Origin of the sequence: Flavimobilis marinus (assembly GCF_900113055.1) — a bacterium.
Taxonomy (GTDB): domain Bacteria; phylum Actinomycetota; class Actinomycetes; order Actinomycetales; family Cellulomonadaceae; genus Flavimobilis; species Flavimobilis marinus.
Map to the genome: position 1 here is coordinate 762,703 of NZ_FONZ01000001.1, position 15,029 is coordinate 777,731.

General features: G+C 72.5%; 16 protein-coding genes. 10 read left to right on the top strand and 6 right to left on the bottom strand.

The features are described 5' to 3' along the window. Window positions 1–2 precede the first annotated feature (2 nt). The 3 genes from BMZ30_RS03445 to BMZ30_RS03455 all read right to left on the bottom strand — a co-directional run bounded on the left by BMZ30_RS03445 (window position 3) and on the right by BMZ30_RS03455 (window position 4,297). On the bottom strand, window positions 3–563 hold the full coding sequence (locus BMZ30_RS03445) for a hypothetical protein (protein ID WP_093375059.1): 561 nt from the start codon (window positions 561–563) through the stop codon (window positions 3–5). Next, entirely contained in the window at window positions 560–2,152 is a 1,593-nt protein-coding gene (locus BMZ30_RS03450; RefSeq protein WP_093375061.1) for an acyl-CoA carboxylase subunit beta, read from the bottom strand. Before BMZ30_RS03450 ends, BMZ30_RS03445 begins: the two co-directional genes overlap by 4 nt. A 93-nt stretch (window positions 2,153–2,245) precedes the next feature. Continuing rightward, window positions 2,246–4,297, bottom strand: coding sequence for an acyltransferase family protein (locus BMZ30_RS03455; protein ID WP_093375063.1), 2,052 nt, complete (start codon window positions 4,295–4,297; stop codon window positions 2,246–2,248). 86 nt (window positions 4,298–4,383) lie between these two features. Here BMZ30_RS03455 and BMZ30_RS03460 point away from each other — a divergent pair, with 86 nt between their 5' ends. The 4 genes from BMZ30_RS03460 to BMZ30_RS03475 all read left to right on the top strand — a co-directional run bounded on the left by BMZ30_RS03460 (window position 4,384) and on the right by BMZ30_RS03475 (window position 7,372). Then, window positions 4,384–5,259: a biotin--[acetyl-CoA-carboxylase] ligase gene (locus BMZ30_RS03460; RefSeq protein WP_093375065.1), complete on the top strand. Its 876-nt coding sequence runs from the start codon at window positions 4,384–4,386 to the stop codon at window positions 5,257–5,259. Between the two features lie 75 nt (window positions 5,260–5,334). Then, a complete protein-coding gene (locus tag BMZ30_RS03465) occupies window positions 5,335–5,583 on the top strand; it encodes a response regulator transcription factor (RefSeq protein ID WP_229828275.1) in 249 nt (82 codons plus the stop codon). 70 nt (window positions 5,584–5,653) lie between these two features. Beyond that, complete coding sequence (locus BMZ30_RS03470) at window positions 5,654–6,748, top strand: adenylate/guanylate cyclase domain-containing protein (RefSeq protein ID WP_229828273.1); 1,095 nt, start codon at window positions 5,654–5,656, stop codon at window positions 6,746–6,748. Window positions 6,749–6,754: 6 nt separating this feature from the next. After that, on the top strand, window positions 6,755–7,372 hold the full coding sequence (locus BMZ30_RS03475; RefSeq protein WP_093375067.1) for a GNAT family N-acetyltransferase: 618 nt from the start codon (window positions 6,755–6,757) through the stop codon (window positions 7,370–7,372). 147 nt (window positions 7,373–7,519) lie between these two features. On the opposite strand, the gene BMZ30_RS03480 is transcribed toward BMZ30_RS03475, so the two are convergent. Together BMZ30_RS03480 and BMZ30_RS03485 are read right to left on the bottom strand one after the other, a co-directional pair. Further along, window positions 7,520–8,305, bottom strand: a complete 786-nt coding sequence (locus BMZ30_RS03480) for an SDR family oxidoreductase (protein WP_093375069.1) — start codon at window positions 8,303–8,305, stop codon at window positions 7,520–7,522. A 132-nt stretch (window positions 8,306–8,437) separates the two neighbouring features. Beyond that, window positions 8,438–9,229, bottom strand: coding sequence for an SOS response-associated peptidase (locus BMZ30_RS03485; protein WP_093375071.1), 792 nt, complete (start codon window positions 9,227–9,229; stop codon window positions 8,438–8,440). Between the two features lie 93 nt (window positions 9,230–9,322). On the opposite strand from BMZ30_RS03485, the gene BMZ30_RS03490 reads away from it, so the two are divergent. Next, window positions 9,323–10,552, top strand: a complete 1,230-nt coding sequence (locus BMZ30_RS03490) for a multidrug effflux MFS transporter (protein WP_229828271.1) — start codon at window positions 9,323–9,325, stop codon at window positions 10,550–10,552. Window positions 10,553–10,561: 9 nt separating this feature from the next. Here BMZ30_RS03490 and BMZ30_RS03495 read toward each other — a convergent pair whose 3' ends face one another. Further along, the gene (locus BMZ30_RS03495) at window positions 10,562–11,101 is read right to left on the bottom strand and encodes an O-acetyl-ADP-ribose deacetylase (protein WP_093375073.1); all 540 of its coding nucleotides are present in this window, start codon (window positions 11,099–11,101) and stop codon (window positions 10,562–10,564) included. A gap of 219 nt (window positions 11,102–11,320) precedes the next feature. Between BMZ30_RS03495 and BMZ30_RS03500 the strand changes: the two genes are divergently transcribed. From BMZ30_RS03500 to BMZ30_RS03520, 5 genes are read left to right on the top strand one after another with little or no spacing between them, the layout of a single operon-like run. Then, window positions 11,321–12,541 (top strand): TadA family conjugal transfer-associated ATPase, encoded by a 1,221-nt coding sequence (locus BMZ30_RS03500; protein ID WP_093375075.1) that lies wholly within the window; start codon window positions 11,321–11,323, stop codon window positions 12,539–12,541. Further along, a complete protein-coding gene (locus tag BMZ30_RS03505; RefSeq protein ID WP_093375077.1) occupies window positions 12,541–13,389 on the top strand; it encodes a type II secretion system F family protein in 849 nt (282 codons plus the stop codon). Before BMZ30_RS03500 ends, BMZ30_RS03505 begins: the two co-directional genes overlap by 1 nt. Beyond that, on the top strand, window positions 13,386–14,321 hold the full coding sequence (locus tag BMZ30_RS03510; RefSeq protein ID WP_229828269.1) for a type II secretion system F family protein: 936 nt from the start codon (window positions 13,386–13,388) through the stop codon (window positions 14,319–14,321). Before BMZ30_RS03505 ends, BMZ30_RS03510 begins: the two co-directional genes overlap by 4 nt. A gap of 54 nt (window positions 14,322–14,375) precedes the next feature. Continuing rightward, the gene (locus BMZ30_RS03515) at window positions 14,376–14,621 is read left to right on the top strand and encodes a hypothetical protein (RefSeq protein WP_373296829.1); all 246 of its coding nucleotides are present in this window, start codon (window positions 14,376–14,378) and stop codon (window positions 14,619–14,621) included. Beyond that, complete coding sequence (locus BMZ30_RS03520) at window positions 14,618–15,025, top strand: TadE/TadG family type IV pilus assembly protein (RefSeq protein ID WP_093375082.1); 408 nt, start codon at window positions 14,618–14,620, stop codon at window positions 15,023–15,025. Before BMZ30_RS03515 ends, BMZ30_RS03520 begins: the two co-directional genes overlap by 4 nt. Window positions 15,026–15,029: the final 4 nt, after the last annotated feature.

The window sequence follows — 15,029 nt, forward strand, 5'->3', positions numbered from 1 at the left end:
GATCAGTCCTCGTCGTCGGTGTCGTCGTCGTCGCCGTAGACCGCGTCCCGGCTGAGCTCCCACTGGCGCACCGTGAAGCCGGCGCCGATCAGCGAGCTGGCGATCGTGTTGCCGCCCTCCTCGAGGATCGAGAACGCCTCGTCCAGGCGCTCCTCGGTGCCCTCGATGCCGGGGGCGACCAGGAACTCCATGTCGAACACGACGGCGCCGTCCTCGTGCTCGTCCTCGGTGTCGTCGTCGGACTCCTCGTCCTCCTCCCACGCCTCGATCGTGTGGCCCGAGACCAGGCCGAGGTCGGACTCGAAGCGCTCGGAGATCGCGGCGTTCAGGCGCGCGATCTCCTCCTCGACGGCCTCGATCCGCGGGTCGTCCTCGGCGGTCGGCGCGGCGAACTCCGCGCGGATCCCGACGGCGGTGTCGACGTAGCGGTGCAGGCACGCGGTGAGCTCGTCGACCATCGCGTGCAGGGGAGCGGGGTCCACCTCGAGCGGGGCGAGGTGACGAGGGTCCGTCTCCTCCTCGTCGCCGTCGTGCGGGTCGAATGCGGTGGGATCGGTGCTCATAGCGGAATGTTCCCATGCTTCTTGGGGGGCAGCGAGGCGCGCTTGGTACGCAGCGCGCGCAGGGCGCGGACCACCTGGACGCGCGTCTGGGAGGGGTCGATGACGTCGTCGACATAGCCGCGCTGGGCGGCGCCCCACGGGTTCACGATCTCGTCCTCGTACTCGGCCGTGAGGCGCGCACGCTCGGCGGCCTCGTCGCCACCGGAGGCCACGACGCCACGCAGGGTGGAGCGGTGCAGGATGTTCACCGCGCCCGCGGCCCCCATGACGGCGATCTGCGCGGTGGGCCACGCGAGGTTGACGTCGGCGCCCAGCTGCTTGGACCCCATCACGATGTACGCGCCGCCGTAGGCCTTGCGCGTGATGATCGTGACGAGGGGGACGGTGGCCTCGGCGTAGGCGTAGATCAGCTTCGCGCCGCGCCGGATGATCCCGTTCCACTCCTGGTCGGTGCCGGGCAGGAACCCGGGGACGTCTACGAGGGTGAGCACGGGGATGTTGAACGCGTCGCAGGTGCGCACGAACCGCGCGGCCTTCTCGGCCGCGTTGATGTCGAGCGTGCCGGCCATGGACATGGGCTGGTTGGCGACGATCCCCACCGCGTGGCCCTCGACGTGCGCGAACCCGACGATGACGTTCGTCGCGTACAGCGCCTGGATCTCGAGCAGCTCGCCCTCGTCGACGATGTGCTCGATCACCGTACGCATGTCGTACGGCGTGGAGTCCGAGTCCGGGATCAGCGTGTCGAGCTCGAGGTCGAGCTCGGTGACCTCGAGCTCGGGGTCCGCGCCGAACGTGGGCGGGTCCGCCAGGTTGTTCTGCGGCAGGAAGGTCAGCAGGTGGCGCACGAAGTCGAGGGCGTCGTCCTCGTCGTCGGCCATGTAGTGCGCGACGCCGGAGCGCTCGTTGTGGGTACGGGCGCCGCCGAGCTCCTCGAAGCCGACGTCCTCGCCGGTGACCGAGCGGATCACGTCCGGGCCGGTGATGAACATGTTCGACGTGCCGTCGGCCATCACGATGAAGTCCGTGAGCGCGGGGGAGTACACGGCGCCGCCGGCGCTGGGGCCGAGGATCAGGGAGATCTGCGGGATCACGCCCGACGCCGCGACGTTGCGGCGGAAGATCTCCGCGAACTGGGTCAGGGCCGCGACGCCCTCCTGGATGCGCGCGCCACCGCCGTCGGAGATGCCGATCAGCGGCACGCCCGTGCGCAGGGCGAGGTCCATGACCTTGGTGATCTTCTGGCCGTGCACCTCGCCCAGGCTCCCGCCGAACACGGTGAAGTCCTGGGAGTAGATGCAGACCTGGCGCCCGTCGATGGTGCCGTGCCCGACGACGACGCCGTCGCCCGCCACCTTGCGCTTGTTCAGGCCGAAGCTCGTGGTGCGGTGGGTGGCGTAGGCGTCGAGCTCGACGAACGTGCCCGGGTCGAGCAGCTCGGTGACGCGCTCGCGGGCGGACTTCTTGCTGCGCGCGTGCTGCTTGTCCTGCGCGGCGGCCTCGGGGACGTCGACGGCGGCGGTGCGCCGCGCGGCCAGGTCCTCGAGCTTCGCGGCGGTGCGGTTCTCGGCGATGGGGTTGTCGGTCACCCCACGAGACTAGGGCTTCCGTCCTAGGTCGAGGCGGGAGATCGCGGTGCGCGTTCCCTCGGTGGCGTTGTGGGAAGTCCACAACTCCCGGCCTCAGGGCAGGCGCAGCTCGGCCGCGATCTCGGCCCAGACGCGCGTGTCCAGGAGGCGCGCATACGTCGTCGTGAGGTGCTGCTCGTCGCGGTGCACCAGGACGTTGCCGACGACGGCCGGGCAGGTCGTGTCCGTGCAGAACCAGGCCGTGGTGTCGACCCAGCGGACCCCGGGCGTCCGGCGGGCAGCGTCGGCCTGGTGGTCGACGGGCATGGCTTCTGAACGCGGCCGCGCGCATTCGTCCGGTGCGTGGGGCTTGGCCGCGACGCAGTCCAGGGTCCCGTCGTCGGGGAGCATCAGCGGGTTGTCGCCGAGCACCACTATGGGCAGACCGTCAGCGAGCAACGCCTGCCAGATCTCGACGAACCCGTCGGCCGGGACGTCGCCCTCGGCCCACGGCACGGCGGTGCGGGCGGACGTGACGACGACGTCGATCGCGTCGTCAGCGAGCAGCGCGGCGAGCGTGGCGTCGTTGGCCGTGAGGCATGGCCCGCCGCGGGCCGCGTCGGTGGCACGTTGGGCGGTCGAGAACGGGCAGCTGGAGTGGAAGAACGTCAGCACGCGCGCGTCGTGGGTCTCCGCGATGGACTGCAGCGCCGGGAGGTACTGCTCGGCGTGGGAGTCGCCCACGAGGGCGATGACGAGGTCGGCGTCCGGTGCGCCGAACTCGCACACGGGCGTGCTCGGGGATCCCATGTCGGACTTGCAGCGGCCCTCGGCGCCCTCGGGCAGGTCGCGCCGGGCACGTTCGGGCGAGGGGACGATCACGTCCCTGGTGGCGACGAAGCTGGTGAAGCCGCCCGGCGTGAGGGCGTCCGGCCCGAGCCCGGCCGGAGGGTCCGCGAGGAGCTGCGCACCGGCGTCGGCGCGGCGATCCGCGCGGTGGTCCCCGACGACCGCGAGGGCGACGAAGGCCACCGCGACAGCCACGCTGGCGGTGACAAACACGGCGAACGTGCGTCGCATCCCAGGACCCGACGCTGGCGCGCGCAGGCAGGGGACCTCCACGTACCGGCGGGACGCCCAGGCGAGCGCGAGCGAGCTGACGAGCGCTAGCCAGGGCGAGTCCGGGAGCACGAGGAGCACGGGCCAGTGCCACAGGTACAGCGAGAACGACGCGTCGCCGAGCCACTGCACGCCGCGGGACCGGACGGCCCGGCCGAGTGCTCCGGTCACTGTGGTCTCGCCCGCGAGGACGGCGACGGCGGTGGCCGCGCAGGGGAGCAGCGCCAGCCAGCCGGGATAGCGCTCGGGTTCGTCGAGGGCGAGGCAGACGGCGACCAGGGCCGCGACCGCGAGGCCGAACGTGACGGTGCGGGTGCGCGGAGACCAGCCGAGGGCGGGGACGAAGGCCGCGAGCCCGCCCAGTGCCAGCTCCCACGCGCGCGTCGTCGTGGCGAAGTAGCTGGCAGGGCCGGTGCCGAGCGTCGAGAGCGCCGAGAGGGCCAGGGAGACAGCGAACACCGTGGCTGCGGACACGAGGAACACGCGACGGAACGCCTGGCGTCGTCGCCGCGCCCACGCAATCGCGGCGACCGCGAGGAGCGGCCACACGAGGTAGAACTGCTCCTCGACGGCGAGCGACCAGTAGTGCTGGAAGGGAGACGGCGCGGTGCCCTCGGCGAGGTAGTCCACCGAGTCCAGCGCGAGGAGCCAGTTGGTGCCGGAGACGACGCTCGCGATGCCGGTCCGCACGACCTCGTGCCAGCGCGGCTCCGGCAGCAGGAACGGCGTGGCGGCGGCCGTGGCGAGCAGGACGAGCAGCGCCGCTGGCGCGATCCTGCGCACCCGCCGGGCGTAGAACGACGCCAGCGAGAACCGACCGCTCCTGGCGTGCTCGCGGAGCATGTGGCCGGTGATGAGGTAACCCGACAGGACGAAGAACACGTCGACGCCGACGAAGCCGCCAGGGACCGCTCCCGGCCACAGGTGGTACGCCACGACCGCCACCACGGCGAAGGCGCGCAGCGCCTGGATCTCGGGGGAGAAGCTGCGTGTGCCGGGGCTGGGGATGGCGGCGGGCGGAGCCGATACCGGGGCTGCGTGCGTCATCGTCCTCCCCACCCCGCACGGGTGCGCGCTCGAGCAGCGTAGCGCGCCGCCTGCGCCCGCCTGGGTGGACAGGGCAGGATGGGCAGATGGTCACCACCGCTGCTCACGGACCGCTGGACCGCGCGCTGCTCGGCGAGCTGCTGCTCCAGCCTGGGGGTCCGCTCGCGCGGCTCGAGGTGCTCGACGCGATCGACTCGACCAACTCGTACCTCGCCCGGGAGGTCGAGCGGGACCCCGGTGCGTGGCCGGCGCCGACGCTCGTCGTGGCCGAGCACCAGACGGCGGGCCGGGGTCGGCTCGACCGGTCCTGGCAGACCCCGCCCGGGTCCGCGCTGACGGCGTCGCTCCTGCTCGAGCCGGTGACGCCACGGGAGACGTGGTCGTGGCTCCCGCTCCTGGGTGGGCTCGGCACGGTGCACGCGTTGCGTGCGACGGCGGGGATCGGCGCGGTGCTCAAGTGGCCCAACGACATCCTCGTCGCGCCGGCGGACGCGACCGACATGTTCGGGTGGGGCCGGTGGCGCAAGCTCGGCGGCATCCTCACGGAGGTGCTGCCCGACGGGAAGGTCGTCGTCGGGCTGGGGCTGAACGTGTCGCAGACGGCGGACGAGCTCCCCGTGAGCTCGGCGACGTCGATCGCGCTGTGCGGGCCCCGCGTGGGGGAGCCGCCGACGCGCGAGGTGCTGCTGGACGCGCTCGCGGAGGCGATCGCGGAGGTGCTCGGGCGGTGGACGGAGGCGGGCGGCGACGTGGCTGCGGCCGGGCTCGACGCGGATGTCACGGGCGTGCTCGCGACGGCTGGGCAGGAGGTGCGCGTGCTCGTCTCCGGCGGTCGGGAGATCCGCGGGCGGGCCGTGGGGCTCGGGCCGCTGGGGGAGCTGGTCGTGGAGACCGCGCCGGGGGAGTTCGAGGCTGTCACCAGTGGGGACGTGCAGCACATCCGGGTGGCGGGGGAAGCGTAGGTCTGACGCGTCGGGGCGAGCCCCGCTGGCATCCGCGCGGCCGTCGAGGCCCGACGGCGCCGGCCCGGCCTCGCCGTGCTCGTGCTGTCCGCGTACGTCGGTCAGGCGTTCGCGACCGACCGCCTGACCGAGCGCGAGCGCGAGGTGCTCGCCGCGATGGCCGAGGGTCTCGGCAACACGGCGATCGCGCAGCGGCTCGTGGTCACCGAGGGCGCGGAGTACAAGCACATCCGCAGCATCTTCGCGAAGCTCGACCTTCCGCCCGACGACCGCGCCGACCGGCGCGTGACCGCCGTGCTGCGCTACCTGGACGCCGCGCGCTGAGCATGCCCGGTTCGCGCCGGGATGTCGCCCAGGTCACATCCGGAGGGTCGTCCGACGTTAGGATGCTCGGGTGTCTCCTCAATGGCCCGCGGCAGCGGACGAGCTCATCTCGCGCCTGCTCGGCGGACCCCGCGAGCTGACCCTCGCGGAGCTCGCCGACGTCGCCGGGCTCAGCCCCGAGGTCGCGCAGCGCTACTGGCAGCTCGTCGGCCTCCCCGTGACCAACCCCGAGGCCCGCGAGTTCACGCGCGACGACGCCGCCTCCCTGCGCCGGCTCATGGAGGCGGCCTCCGCCGAGGGGCTGGACGAGCGCACGATGGCCACCCTCATCCGCTCCGTCGGGCACAGCACCGAGCGGCTGTCGCTGTGGCACTTCGAGGCCCTCGTGGATCACATGGTGCGCCGTTACGACGTGTCCGACGCCGACGCACGATTCAAGGTCCTCGAGGAGTTCTCCCGTATCTCGGGCGCGCTCGAGGAGCAGCTGGTGCACGCCTGGCGGCGTCAGGTCGCGGCGCTCGCGGGCCGCATCTCCGTGGAGTTCGGCAGCGACGTGACCGACGACGGGCGGCTGAGCCCGCGCGACGGCGGCGAGCTGCCGCTACCGCGCGCCGTCGGGTTCGCCGACATCGTCTCCTTCACGCGCCTGACCGCCACGCTCGGCGCGACCGAGCTGGCCAACTTCATCCAGGTGTTCGAGGACCGCGCCCGCGACGTCGTCACCGCGAACGGCGGCCGCGTGGTCAAGACCATCGGCGACGCCCTCCTCTTCATCGCCGACGACGTCGCCACGGGAGCCAAGGTCGCACTCGGCCTCGCGCAGGCCGGGCAGGGCACCGGGCTGGTCGGGCCCGACGGCGTCACCGCGCGCCCCGTTCGCGTCAGCCTCGTGTGGGGACGCGTGCTGTCCCGGTTCGGCGACGTGTTCGGTCCGTCGGTGAACCTCGCGTCGCGCCTGACCGACCAGGCCGACCCGTCGACCGTCCTGCTGGACCCCGCGACCGCCCGCCGGCTCGCCGGGGACCCGCGCTTCGCGCTCACCGAGCTGCCCCCGCGGGACATGCCCGGGGTCGGCGAGGTCGCCCCGGTCCGCCTCGAGTGGGCCGAGCCCGACGACGCGCTGGGCGACGGTCCCGTGGGCGTCGACTACACCGGCGAGGACTAGGGCCCGATGGCAGGGGTGCCGGAGCTGCGCGGACTGCTTGCCCGCGCGTACGCCGACGACCCCCTGATGCGCTGGATCTTCCCCGACGACGCCACGCGCGCCGACGCGACTGCCGCCTGGCTCGGGCTGTTCGTCGAGGCCTACGTCGGGGCCGGGGGCGTGGACGTGCTGGACGTGGAGCGGGGCGCCAGGGGCGAGCCCTCCGTCGTCGGCTCCCCTCCCGAGGCGGTCGCCGTGTGGCGGATGCCCGGGGCGGCGCTGGTGTGGGGGGCGGCGCCGTCGGTCGGCGGGTTGCTGGCGGCGCTCGTCGGGGTGGAGCGGGCGCGGGAGATCGGGGCCGGGCTGGCGCAGACGCGAGGTCTGGCGCCGGACGAACCGCACGCCTACCTGCACTTCCTCGCTGTCGACCCCGAGCGGCAGGGGCGGGGGCGCGGCCGCGAGGTGCTCGCGCCGGGACTCGCGCGGGCGACCGGCGCCGGGCTGGGCGTGCACCTTGAGACGACCAACGCGCGCGCTGTGCCGTTCTACGAGCGCCTCGGCTTCGAAGTCACGGCCCAGATCACGCTCGGGGACGACGGCCCGCCTCTGTGGGCGATGTGGCGGTCTCCGGACCACCGGCCCTAACCCTTCCCTCCTCCCGGCCTCCTCCTCCCGGTCCCCGGTCCCCGGACCCCGTTGCCGCGCAGGAATGTGCACTATGTGCTGTCCTGAGCCGCGAATAGTGCACATTCCCGGGGCCTGTGGGGCGGGGGCCGGCCGGCCGAGGGCGGGTCAGCGGGAGGACCAGCCGCCGTCCGAGGCGATCGTCTGGCCGGTGACCCACGCGGCCTCGTCGCTCAGGAGCCACGCGACCAGGTGCGCGGTGTCGGTGGGCTGGCTCCAGCGGCCGCCCGGGTTGGCGGCGGCGATCGCGGCGTGCGTCTCGGCGTCGGCGTAACCGGTGTCGTTGGGGCCCGGGTTCACGCAGTTCACGGTGATGCAGCGCGGCGCGAGGTGGACGGCGAGGCTGCGGGTGACCTCGTGCAGCGCCGCCTTGGAGGCGATGTACGGCAGCTCGCCGGGCATCGCGTCGTGGTGCTGACCCGAGGTGAACAGGAGGATCCGGCCGCCGGGTCGGTCGTCGTCGTGCTGCGCGGCGAATACCTGCGCGAGGAGCAGGGTGGCGCGGGTGTTGACGGCGTAGCTGTGGTCGAGCTCGGCGGCGGTGAGGTGCTCGAGGTCCTGGCCGCTCGAGCGCGCGTGGTTGGCGACCAGGGCATCGACGTGCCCGAATGCCTCGCACGCCGCTGCGATGACCTGCGCCGGGGCGTCGGGATCGACGAGGTCGAGGGCGACGTGCTCGACGCGACCACCCGCGGCACGCAGCTCGGTCAGGAGAGCCTCGGTGCCGCCGGCGTCGGCGCCCCACGGCTGCTCGGCGTCGTGCGGGGACCAGGTGTGCAGGAGCGCGCCGGCGCCGTCGGCCACCGCTCGGCGGGCGAGCGCGGCCCCGATCCCGATGCGCCGGCTGGCTCCGGTGATCACGACGACGCGACCTTGCAGGGGGAGTGGCCTCATCCGGCGAGCCTGAAGCCCGCCGCTCCGGGAAGCAAGAGAATTCCCGGCCGCCGCCCGGTCGAGAATGCGAGCTTCTTGTCGCGGATCGCAGCAAGAATTGCACAATCCCGGGCAGGCGCGAGGGCAACCGGGCTAGAGGAGGGTCGGCTGCTCCTCCGGGGCCACCGGGTCCAAGAGGTGCGGGCCGTCGTTCGCGACCGAGTTCACCGCCGTCGACACCTCGTGCCACGCGAGCTCGGGCGGGCGCGCGTCGAGCAGCGCGCGGGCGTCGGGCGCCGACGTCGTGGGGTCAAGCCAGGCGTCCCAGGCCTCGGGAGTGAGCATGGCCGGGCGGCGGTCGTGGATCTGCGCCATGTCGCCCTCCGCGGCCGTCGTGATGATCGTGCACGTCACGAGCCACGGCGCCGCCTCGCCGAGGGTGCGGTCGCGCCAGAACTCGTACAGCCCCGCGAAGGCGAGCAGGCCGCCGTCGGGCGCGTGGATGAGCTGGGGGTGCTTGGCGGTGCGCGCGGCGCCGGGGGCGGGCGGGCGCCACTCGTAGTAGCCGTCCGCGGGGATCAGGCAGCGGTGCTTAGCCAGCGCGGTGCGGAACGCGGGCTTCTCCAGGAGCGTCTCGCTGCGCGCGTTGATCATGCGCGAGCCGATGCCCGGGTCCTTCGCCCAGCTCGGCACGAGGCCCCACCGGGCGACGCGCAGCTGGCGCACGGGAACCGGCGGTGCAGCGTCGTCGGCAGCCTCGGCGGCCTCGGCGGCCTGCTCCCGGCGCGGGACGCGCTCGACGACCATCCGCACCGGCGTCGTGGGCGCGACGTTCCACGAGGCCTGCCACTGCGCGAGCTCGGGATCGTCGGGGACGTCCCGGCCGATCTTGAACGCGTCGAGGAGGTCCTGGTTCTGCCGGAAGGAGGCGTAGCGACCGCACATGGCTCTACTGTGCCGCGTCACTGTGGGGAGCGACACCCGGACGAGGGACGGATTGCCCTCGTGCGGCGGGGATCGAATCGTTATGATTCCTCGGTGACTGCCCCCGCCCCCACGGGCTTCCGACCCGGCCCCAAGTACGTCCTGATGCTCGGCGCGCTCGCGGCGCTGCCCGCCATCACGACGGACATGTACCTGCCGTCGCTGCCCACGGTGGCGGCCGACTTCGGCTCGCCCGAGGCCGCGGCGCAGTTCACGATCTCCGGGATGCTCATCGGCGGAGCCGTCGGCCAGCTCGTCATCGGCCCGCTCTCCGACAGGTACGGGCGCCGCAAGCCGGTCATGTTCGGGGTGCTCGCGCACGTCCTGGTCTCGATCCTGTGCGCCTTCGCGCCGAACATCGGGACGCTGATCGGGCTGCGCATGCTGCAGGGGTTCTTCAACGCGGCCGCGAGCGTCGTCGCGATCGCCGTGATCCGCGACCGCTTCGTCGGGTCCGACGCCGCGCGGCTGCTGTCCCAGCTGATGCTCGTGATCGGGGTGGCGCCGCTGTTCGCCCCGACGATCGGCGGGGCCGTCATCAAGTTCGCGGAGTGGCGCTGGATCTTCGGACTGCTCGCGCTGATCGGGCTCTCGCTCGTGCTCGTGGTGTGGCGGTTCCTGCCCGAGACGTTGCCGGCGGAGCGACGCCGAATCGCCGGGCCGCGCGGGATTGCTGCGGGCTACCGCGAGCTGCTGACCGACGGGAAGTTCATGGCCGTGGCCGTGATCCCGGGTCTCGGCATGGCGGTGATCATGAGCTACGTCGTCGGCTCTACGTTCGTGTTCCAGGAGGAGTACGGGCTCAACGAGCAGCAGTTCGCCCTCGTGTTCGCGATCAACGGCATCGCCCTGGTCGGGTCGGCGCAGATCAACGCCGCGCTCGTGCGCAAGGTCGCGCCGTTGCGCCTGCTGCGCGCCGGGCTCGTGCTGCAGCTCATCTTCGCCACCGGGCTCCTCGCCGTCGTGATCACCGGGTTCGGCGGACTGATCGCCGTCATGGTGGGCCTGTGGCTCGTGCTCGGCATGCAGGGCATGATCCCCGCGAATGCCTCCGTGCTCGCGCTGGGCAACTACGGGCACATGGCCGGGACCGCCGCCGCGCTGATGGGCGCGATGCAGGCCGGCGTGGCCGGCATCGTGTCGCCGCTCGTCGGGTTCCTCGGCAGCGGCGGCGTGGCGATGGTCAGCGTGATGATGGGCGCGATGCTGCTGGCGATCCTGATCCTGGGGCTCGCGACGCCGGCGTACCGCCGGGGCGGGGCCTGGCAGCAGCACTTCGGCTGACCGAGTAAGTCAGACCCGCGCGGCCTCGTCGAGCGCCGTCGTGAACGCGAGGCGAGCGCGCGGGGACATGAGCACGAACCGCACGAGGCGGAGCGTCGGGACCTGGGGTGCGGCGGCGCGCACGGCCGAGACGGCGATCTCCGCCGCGTTCTCGAGGGGCCAGCCGAACGCCCCCGCGGAGATCGCAGGGAACGCGATGGTCCGCACGCCCAGCTCACCGGCGACGCGCAGCGCGTCGATGTAGGCGCCGGCGAGCAGCCCCGAGCGGTCTTCCGTCTTGGAGTACACGGGGCCGACGGCGTGGATCACGGAGGAGGCTCGCAGGAAGCCCGCGGTGGTCGCCACGGCGGAGCCGGTGCGCAGGCCGAGGGGCAGGCTGGTGGCGCGCAGCTCCTGGCACGCTGCGAGGATCTCGGGTCCGCCGACGCGGTGGATGGCGCCGTCGACGCCACCTCCGCCCAGCAGGGAGGTGTTGGCAGCGTTCACGATGGCATCCACGGTCTGATCCGTGATGTCGCCGACGACCGCCTCGAACTTGACGTTGGTCATCCTTTGATTGTTGGCGCGTATAGGCGTTCGTGCACGTGGTGGACAGGGTGAAAACACCCAGCGTCGGCGATCTCACACGGCTGGATACAGCCACTAAAACTCATGGATGAGCCCAGGGTGTGTCCCGGTCTGCGGACGTTATCCACAGGATGGTGGCGACTCGATGCGGTCTTCCCCTATTGTCTGGCTCTGTCGCGATATCAGGGGGATGAGGCTGCGGTGGACGGGATAGCGATCCTTGAGTCGGAGGTGCGCGAGCTCATCCGACGGCGCGGTCTCGACCCAGGGCGAGACGCCGCCGGCGTGCATGATCTCGTCCACGAGGCGCTGACGGACTACGACGTGCGATCCGGACGGGGCGTCGTGCCGGTGATCGACCCGGCGTTCGCCACCAAGGCCGTGCTCGACGCAGTCGTCGGGTTCGGGCCGCTCCAGCAGTATCTCGACGACCCCGAGATCGAAGAGATCTGGATCAACACGCCCAGCAGCGTGTTCGTCGCGCGGGGCGGGGAACCGGAGCTCACGACGACGATCCTCACCGCCGTCCAGGTCCGCGACCTCGTGGAGCGGATGCTGAAATCCTCGGGACGTCGGCTCGACCTGTCGAGCCCTTTCGTCGACGCGACGCTCCCCGGCGGCGAACGGCTCCACGTCGTCATCCCCGACATCACGCGGTCGTGGGCCGTCAACATCCGCAAGTACACGGTCCGTGCCACCTCGCTCACTGCGCTGGTCGCCCTGGGTTCGCTCACCACGCATGCGGCGGCCTTCCTCGATGCTTGCGTGCGCGCCGGGCTCAACATCCTGGTTGCCGGTGCCACGCAGGCAGGCAAGACGACCATGCTCAATGCTCTCGCGGGGTCCATCCCCGCAAAGGAGCGCATCGTCACGTGTGAGGAGGTGTTCGAGCTCCGGCTCACCCACCGGGACACCGTCGCGATGCAGTGTCGCCAGCCGAGCCTCGAAGGGACGGGCGAGGTCCCCCTGCGGCGTCTGGTCAAGGAGGCGCTGCGGATGCGGCCCAGCCGCCTGATCATCGGGGAGGTGCGGGAGGCGGAGAGCCTGGACATGCTGGTCGCTCTGAACGCTGGCGTGCCGGGGATGTGCAGCCTGCATGCGAACAGCGCTCGTGATGCGATCGCCAAGATCTGCACGCTCCCGCTGCTTGCCGGAGAGAACGTGTCGTCGCAGTTCGTCGTCCCGACCGTGGCGTCGGCGATCGACATCGTCGTCCACCTGGGCATCGACGCGGCGGGCCGGCGTGTGACGCGAGAGATCGTCGCCCTGCCGGGACGAGTCGAGGGCGGCACCATCGAGTCGAGCACGATCTTTCGTCAGGCCGGGGGGAGACTCGTGCGCGCCGACGGCTTCCCGGGGGCCCCGGAGCGGTTCGCGTCGGCTGGGATCGACGTCGCGCGACTGTTGCAGGCACCAGCCTGATGGGCGTCGTGAGTGGCCTGCTGCTGGGCGCGGGCGTCCTGCTCGTGTGGCTGTCGTGCTGGGACGTGCCCACTTCTCGTCGCCGCGGTGCGTCGCGCAGCCGGGACATCCTCGTGCAGGCGGGGCTCCCGGACATCACCCCGCTCCGGCTGACCGCGGTCAGTGTCGGCGTGGGCGTCGCGGTTGCGACGATGGCTGTGGTCCTGACTCGGGCGCTGCCGATCGCCGGTGCCTTCGGCCTGATGGCGGCCTACGGCCCGTGGGCGATCGTGCTCGGCCGCGCCCGAAAGCGTCGCAACGATCTGCGCGAGGTCTGGCCGGAGGTCGTGGACCACCTCGCCTCGGGGGTTCGCGCAGGGCTGGCCTTGCCAGAGGCCGTCAGCCAGCTCGCGACGCGTGGGCCCGTGGCCCTCCGGGCAGAGTTCGCGGACTTCGCCCGCGACTATCGCGCGACCGGCCGGTTCAGCGAGTGTCTCGACGAGCTCAAGGACCGCATGGCCGACCCGGTCGCCGACCGCATCGTCGAGGCGCTGCGCCTGACCCGGGAGGTGGGCGGCACCGATCTCGGGCGGCTGCTGCGCACGCTCTCGGAGTTCCTGCGGGACGACAACCGGACGCGCGGAGAGCTCGAGGCCAGGCAGAGCTGGACCGTCGCCGGCGCTCGGCTGGCGGTCGCGGGTCCGTGGGTCGTGCTGGCCTTCCTCGCGACCAGGCCGGAGACCGCCGCGGCATACAGCTCGGTGCAGGGAGCCGCTGTGCTGGGCGTCGGCGGCCTGTCGTGCCTGGTCGCGTATCGCGTGATGTTGCGCATCGGTCGCCTCCCCGACGACGTCCGGGTGCTGCGGTGACGCCGGACGGGTGGGCCGGCGCGGCCATCGGCTTCGTCGGCGGTGTCGGACTGCTGATGATCTATCAACGCCTGCGAGCCCGGACACTGACGCTGGACCAGCGGGTGGCACCGTACCTGGGCGGGTCCTCCGCGCGGTCCGACCTGCTGCGCGAGCAGCGCGCGCTGACCCCGTTCCCCACCCTCGAGCGGCTCATCGCTCCGGCGCTGCGCGACGGCGCCGCCCTCGTCGCTCGGTGGGGTCGACCCACGGTGGAGCTCAGCAGTCGCCTGGAGCGAGCGGCGTGGAACGTGAGCGTCGACGAGTTCCGCGTGCGCCAGCTCGCCGGTGGCGCGATCGGCCTGGCGTGTGGCCTCGCTCTCGCCGTCGTGCTGGGAACGACGCGGGGGAGCGCGGTACCAGCGCTGTTCGTGCTCGTGCTCATCGCGGGTGTGGCAGGCGCGCTGGTTCCTGAACAGCGTCTCGCCGCCGCGATCACGGCGCGCGAGCGCGCGATGATGCTCGAGTTCCCGACCATCGCCGAGCTGCTGGCGCTCGCGGTGGCCGCCGGGGAGTCCCCGGTGGCAGCGCTCGAACGCGTCTGCGCGACGGCCCGCGGCCAGCTGTCCGTCGATCTGCGGCGGTCGCTGGCCGACGTGCACGCGGGCAGCACGCTGGCCCAGGCGCTCGAACGCCTGGGGGAGCGCAGCAGCCTCCCGTCGGTGTCGCGGTTCGCGGAGGGAGTCAGCGTCGCGATCGAGCGGGGCACTCCGCTCGCCGACGTGCTGCGTGCCCAGGCGCAGGACGCGCGCGAGTTCGGCCGCCGCAACCTCATGGAGATCGGCGGCCGCAAGGAGGTCGCGATGATGGTCCCGGTCGTCTTCCTCATTCTTCCCGTGACGGTGGTCTTCGCCGTCTTCCCCTCCGTCCTGACCCTGCAGCTCGGCCTGTAGACCCCGACCGACCCGGGCGCCCGCCCGGACAACCCGAGGAGCACGATGACCACGATGTTGAGAGACCGACGCTCGATCCAGCTGCGCGCCTCCTGCGCCCGCGCGGCCGCTGATGCCTGGCAGCGGCTCGAGGCTCGGGCGCTCCGGTCGCTCGCCACCGGCCGCGACCGCGGGGACGTGCCCGGGTGGGTGCTCGTGACCCTGATGACCGCAGGGCTCGTCGTCGCGCTGTGGGCCATCGCCGGACCGCTCCTGGGTGACCTGTTCCGCCAGGCGGTCACGGGCGTCACCGGCCCGTGACGCTCCGCGCGCGCCAGCGCGCACCCCGTGCCGGTGACGAAGGATCGGCTGCCGTCGACTTCGTCCTCGTCGGCGGTCTGGTCACGGTGCTGTTCCTCGGCGTCCTGCAGCTGGGTCTCGCGCTGCACGTGCGCACGCTGCTGATCGACAGCGCCGCGGAGGGAGCGCGCCTGGGTGCGCGCCTGGAGAGCGAACCTGGTGATGCGGAGGCTCGGACGAAGGAGCTGATCAGCAGCGCGCTGTCCGATCGATACGCCGGGGACGTCACGACGAGCGTCGTGGAGGTCGGCGGTGCGGAGATGATCGAGGTGCGCGTGCGAGCGCCGATGCCCGTGATCGCGCTGCTAGGTCCGTCCGGCACGCTCGAGGTTCGCGCCCATGCCCTGGCGGAGACGCCGTGGTGACCGG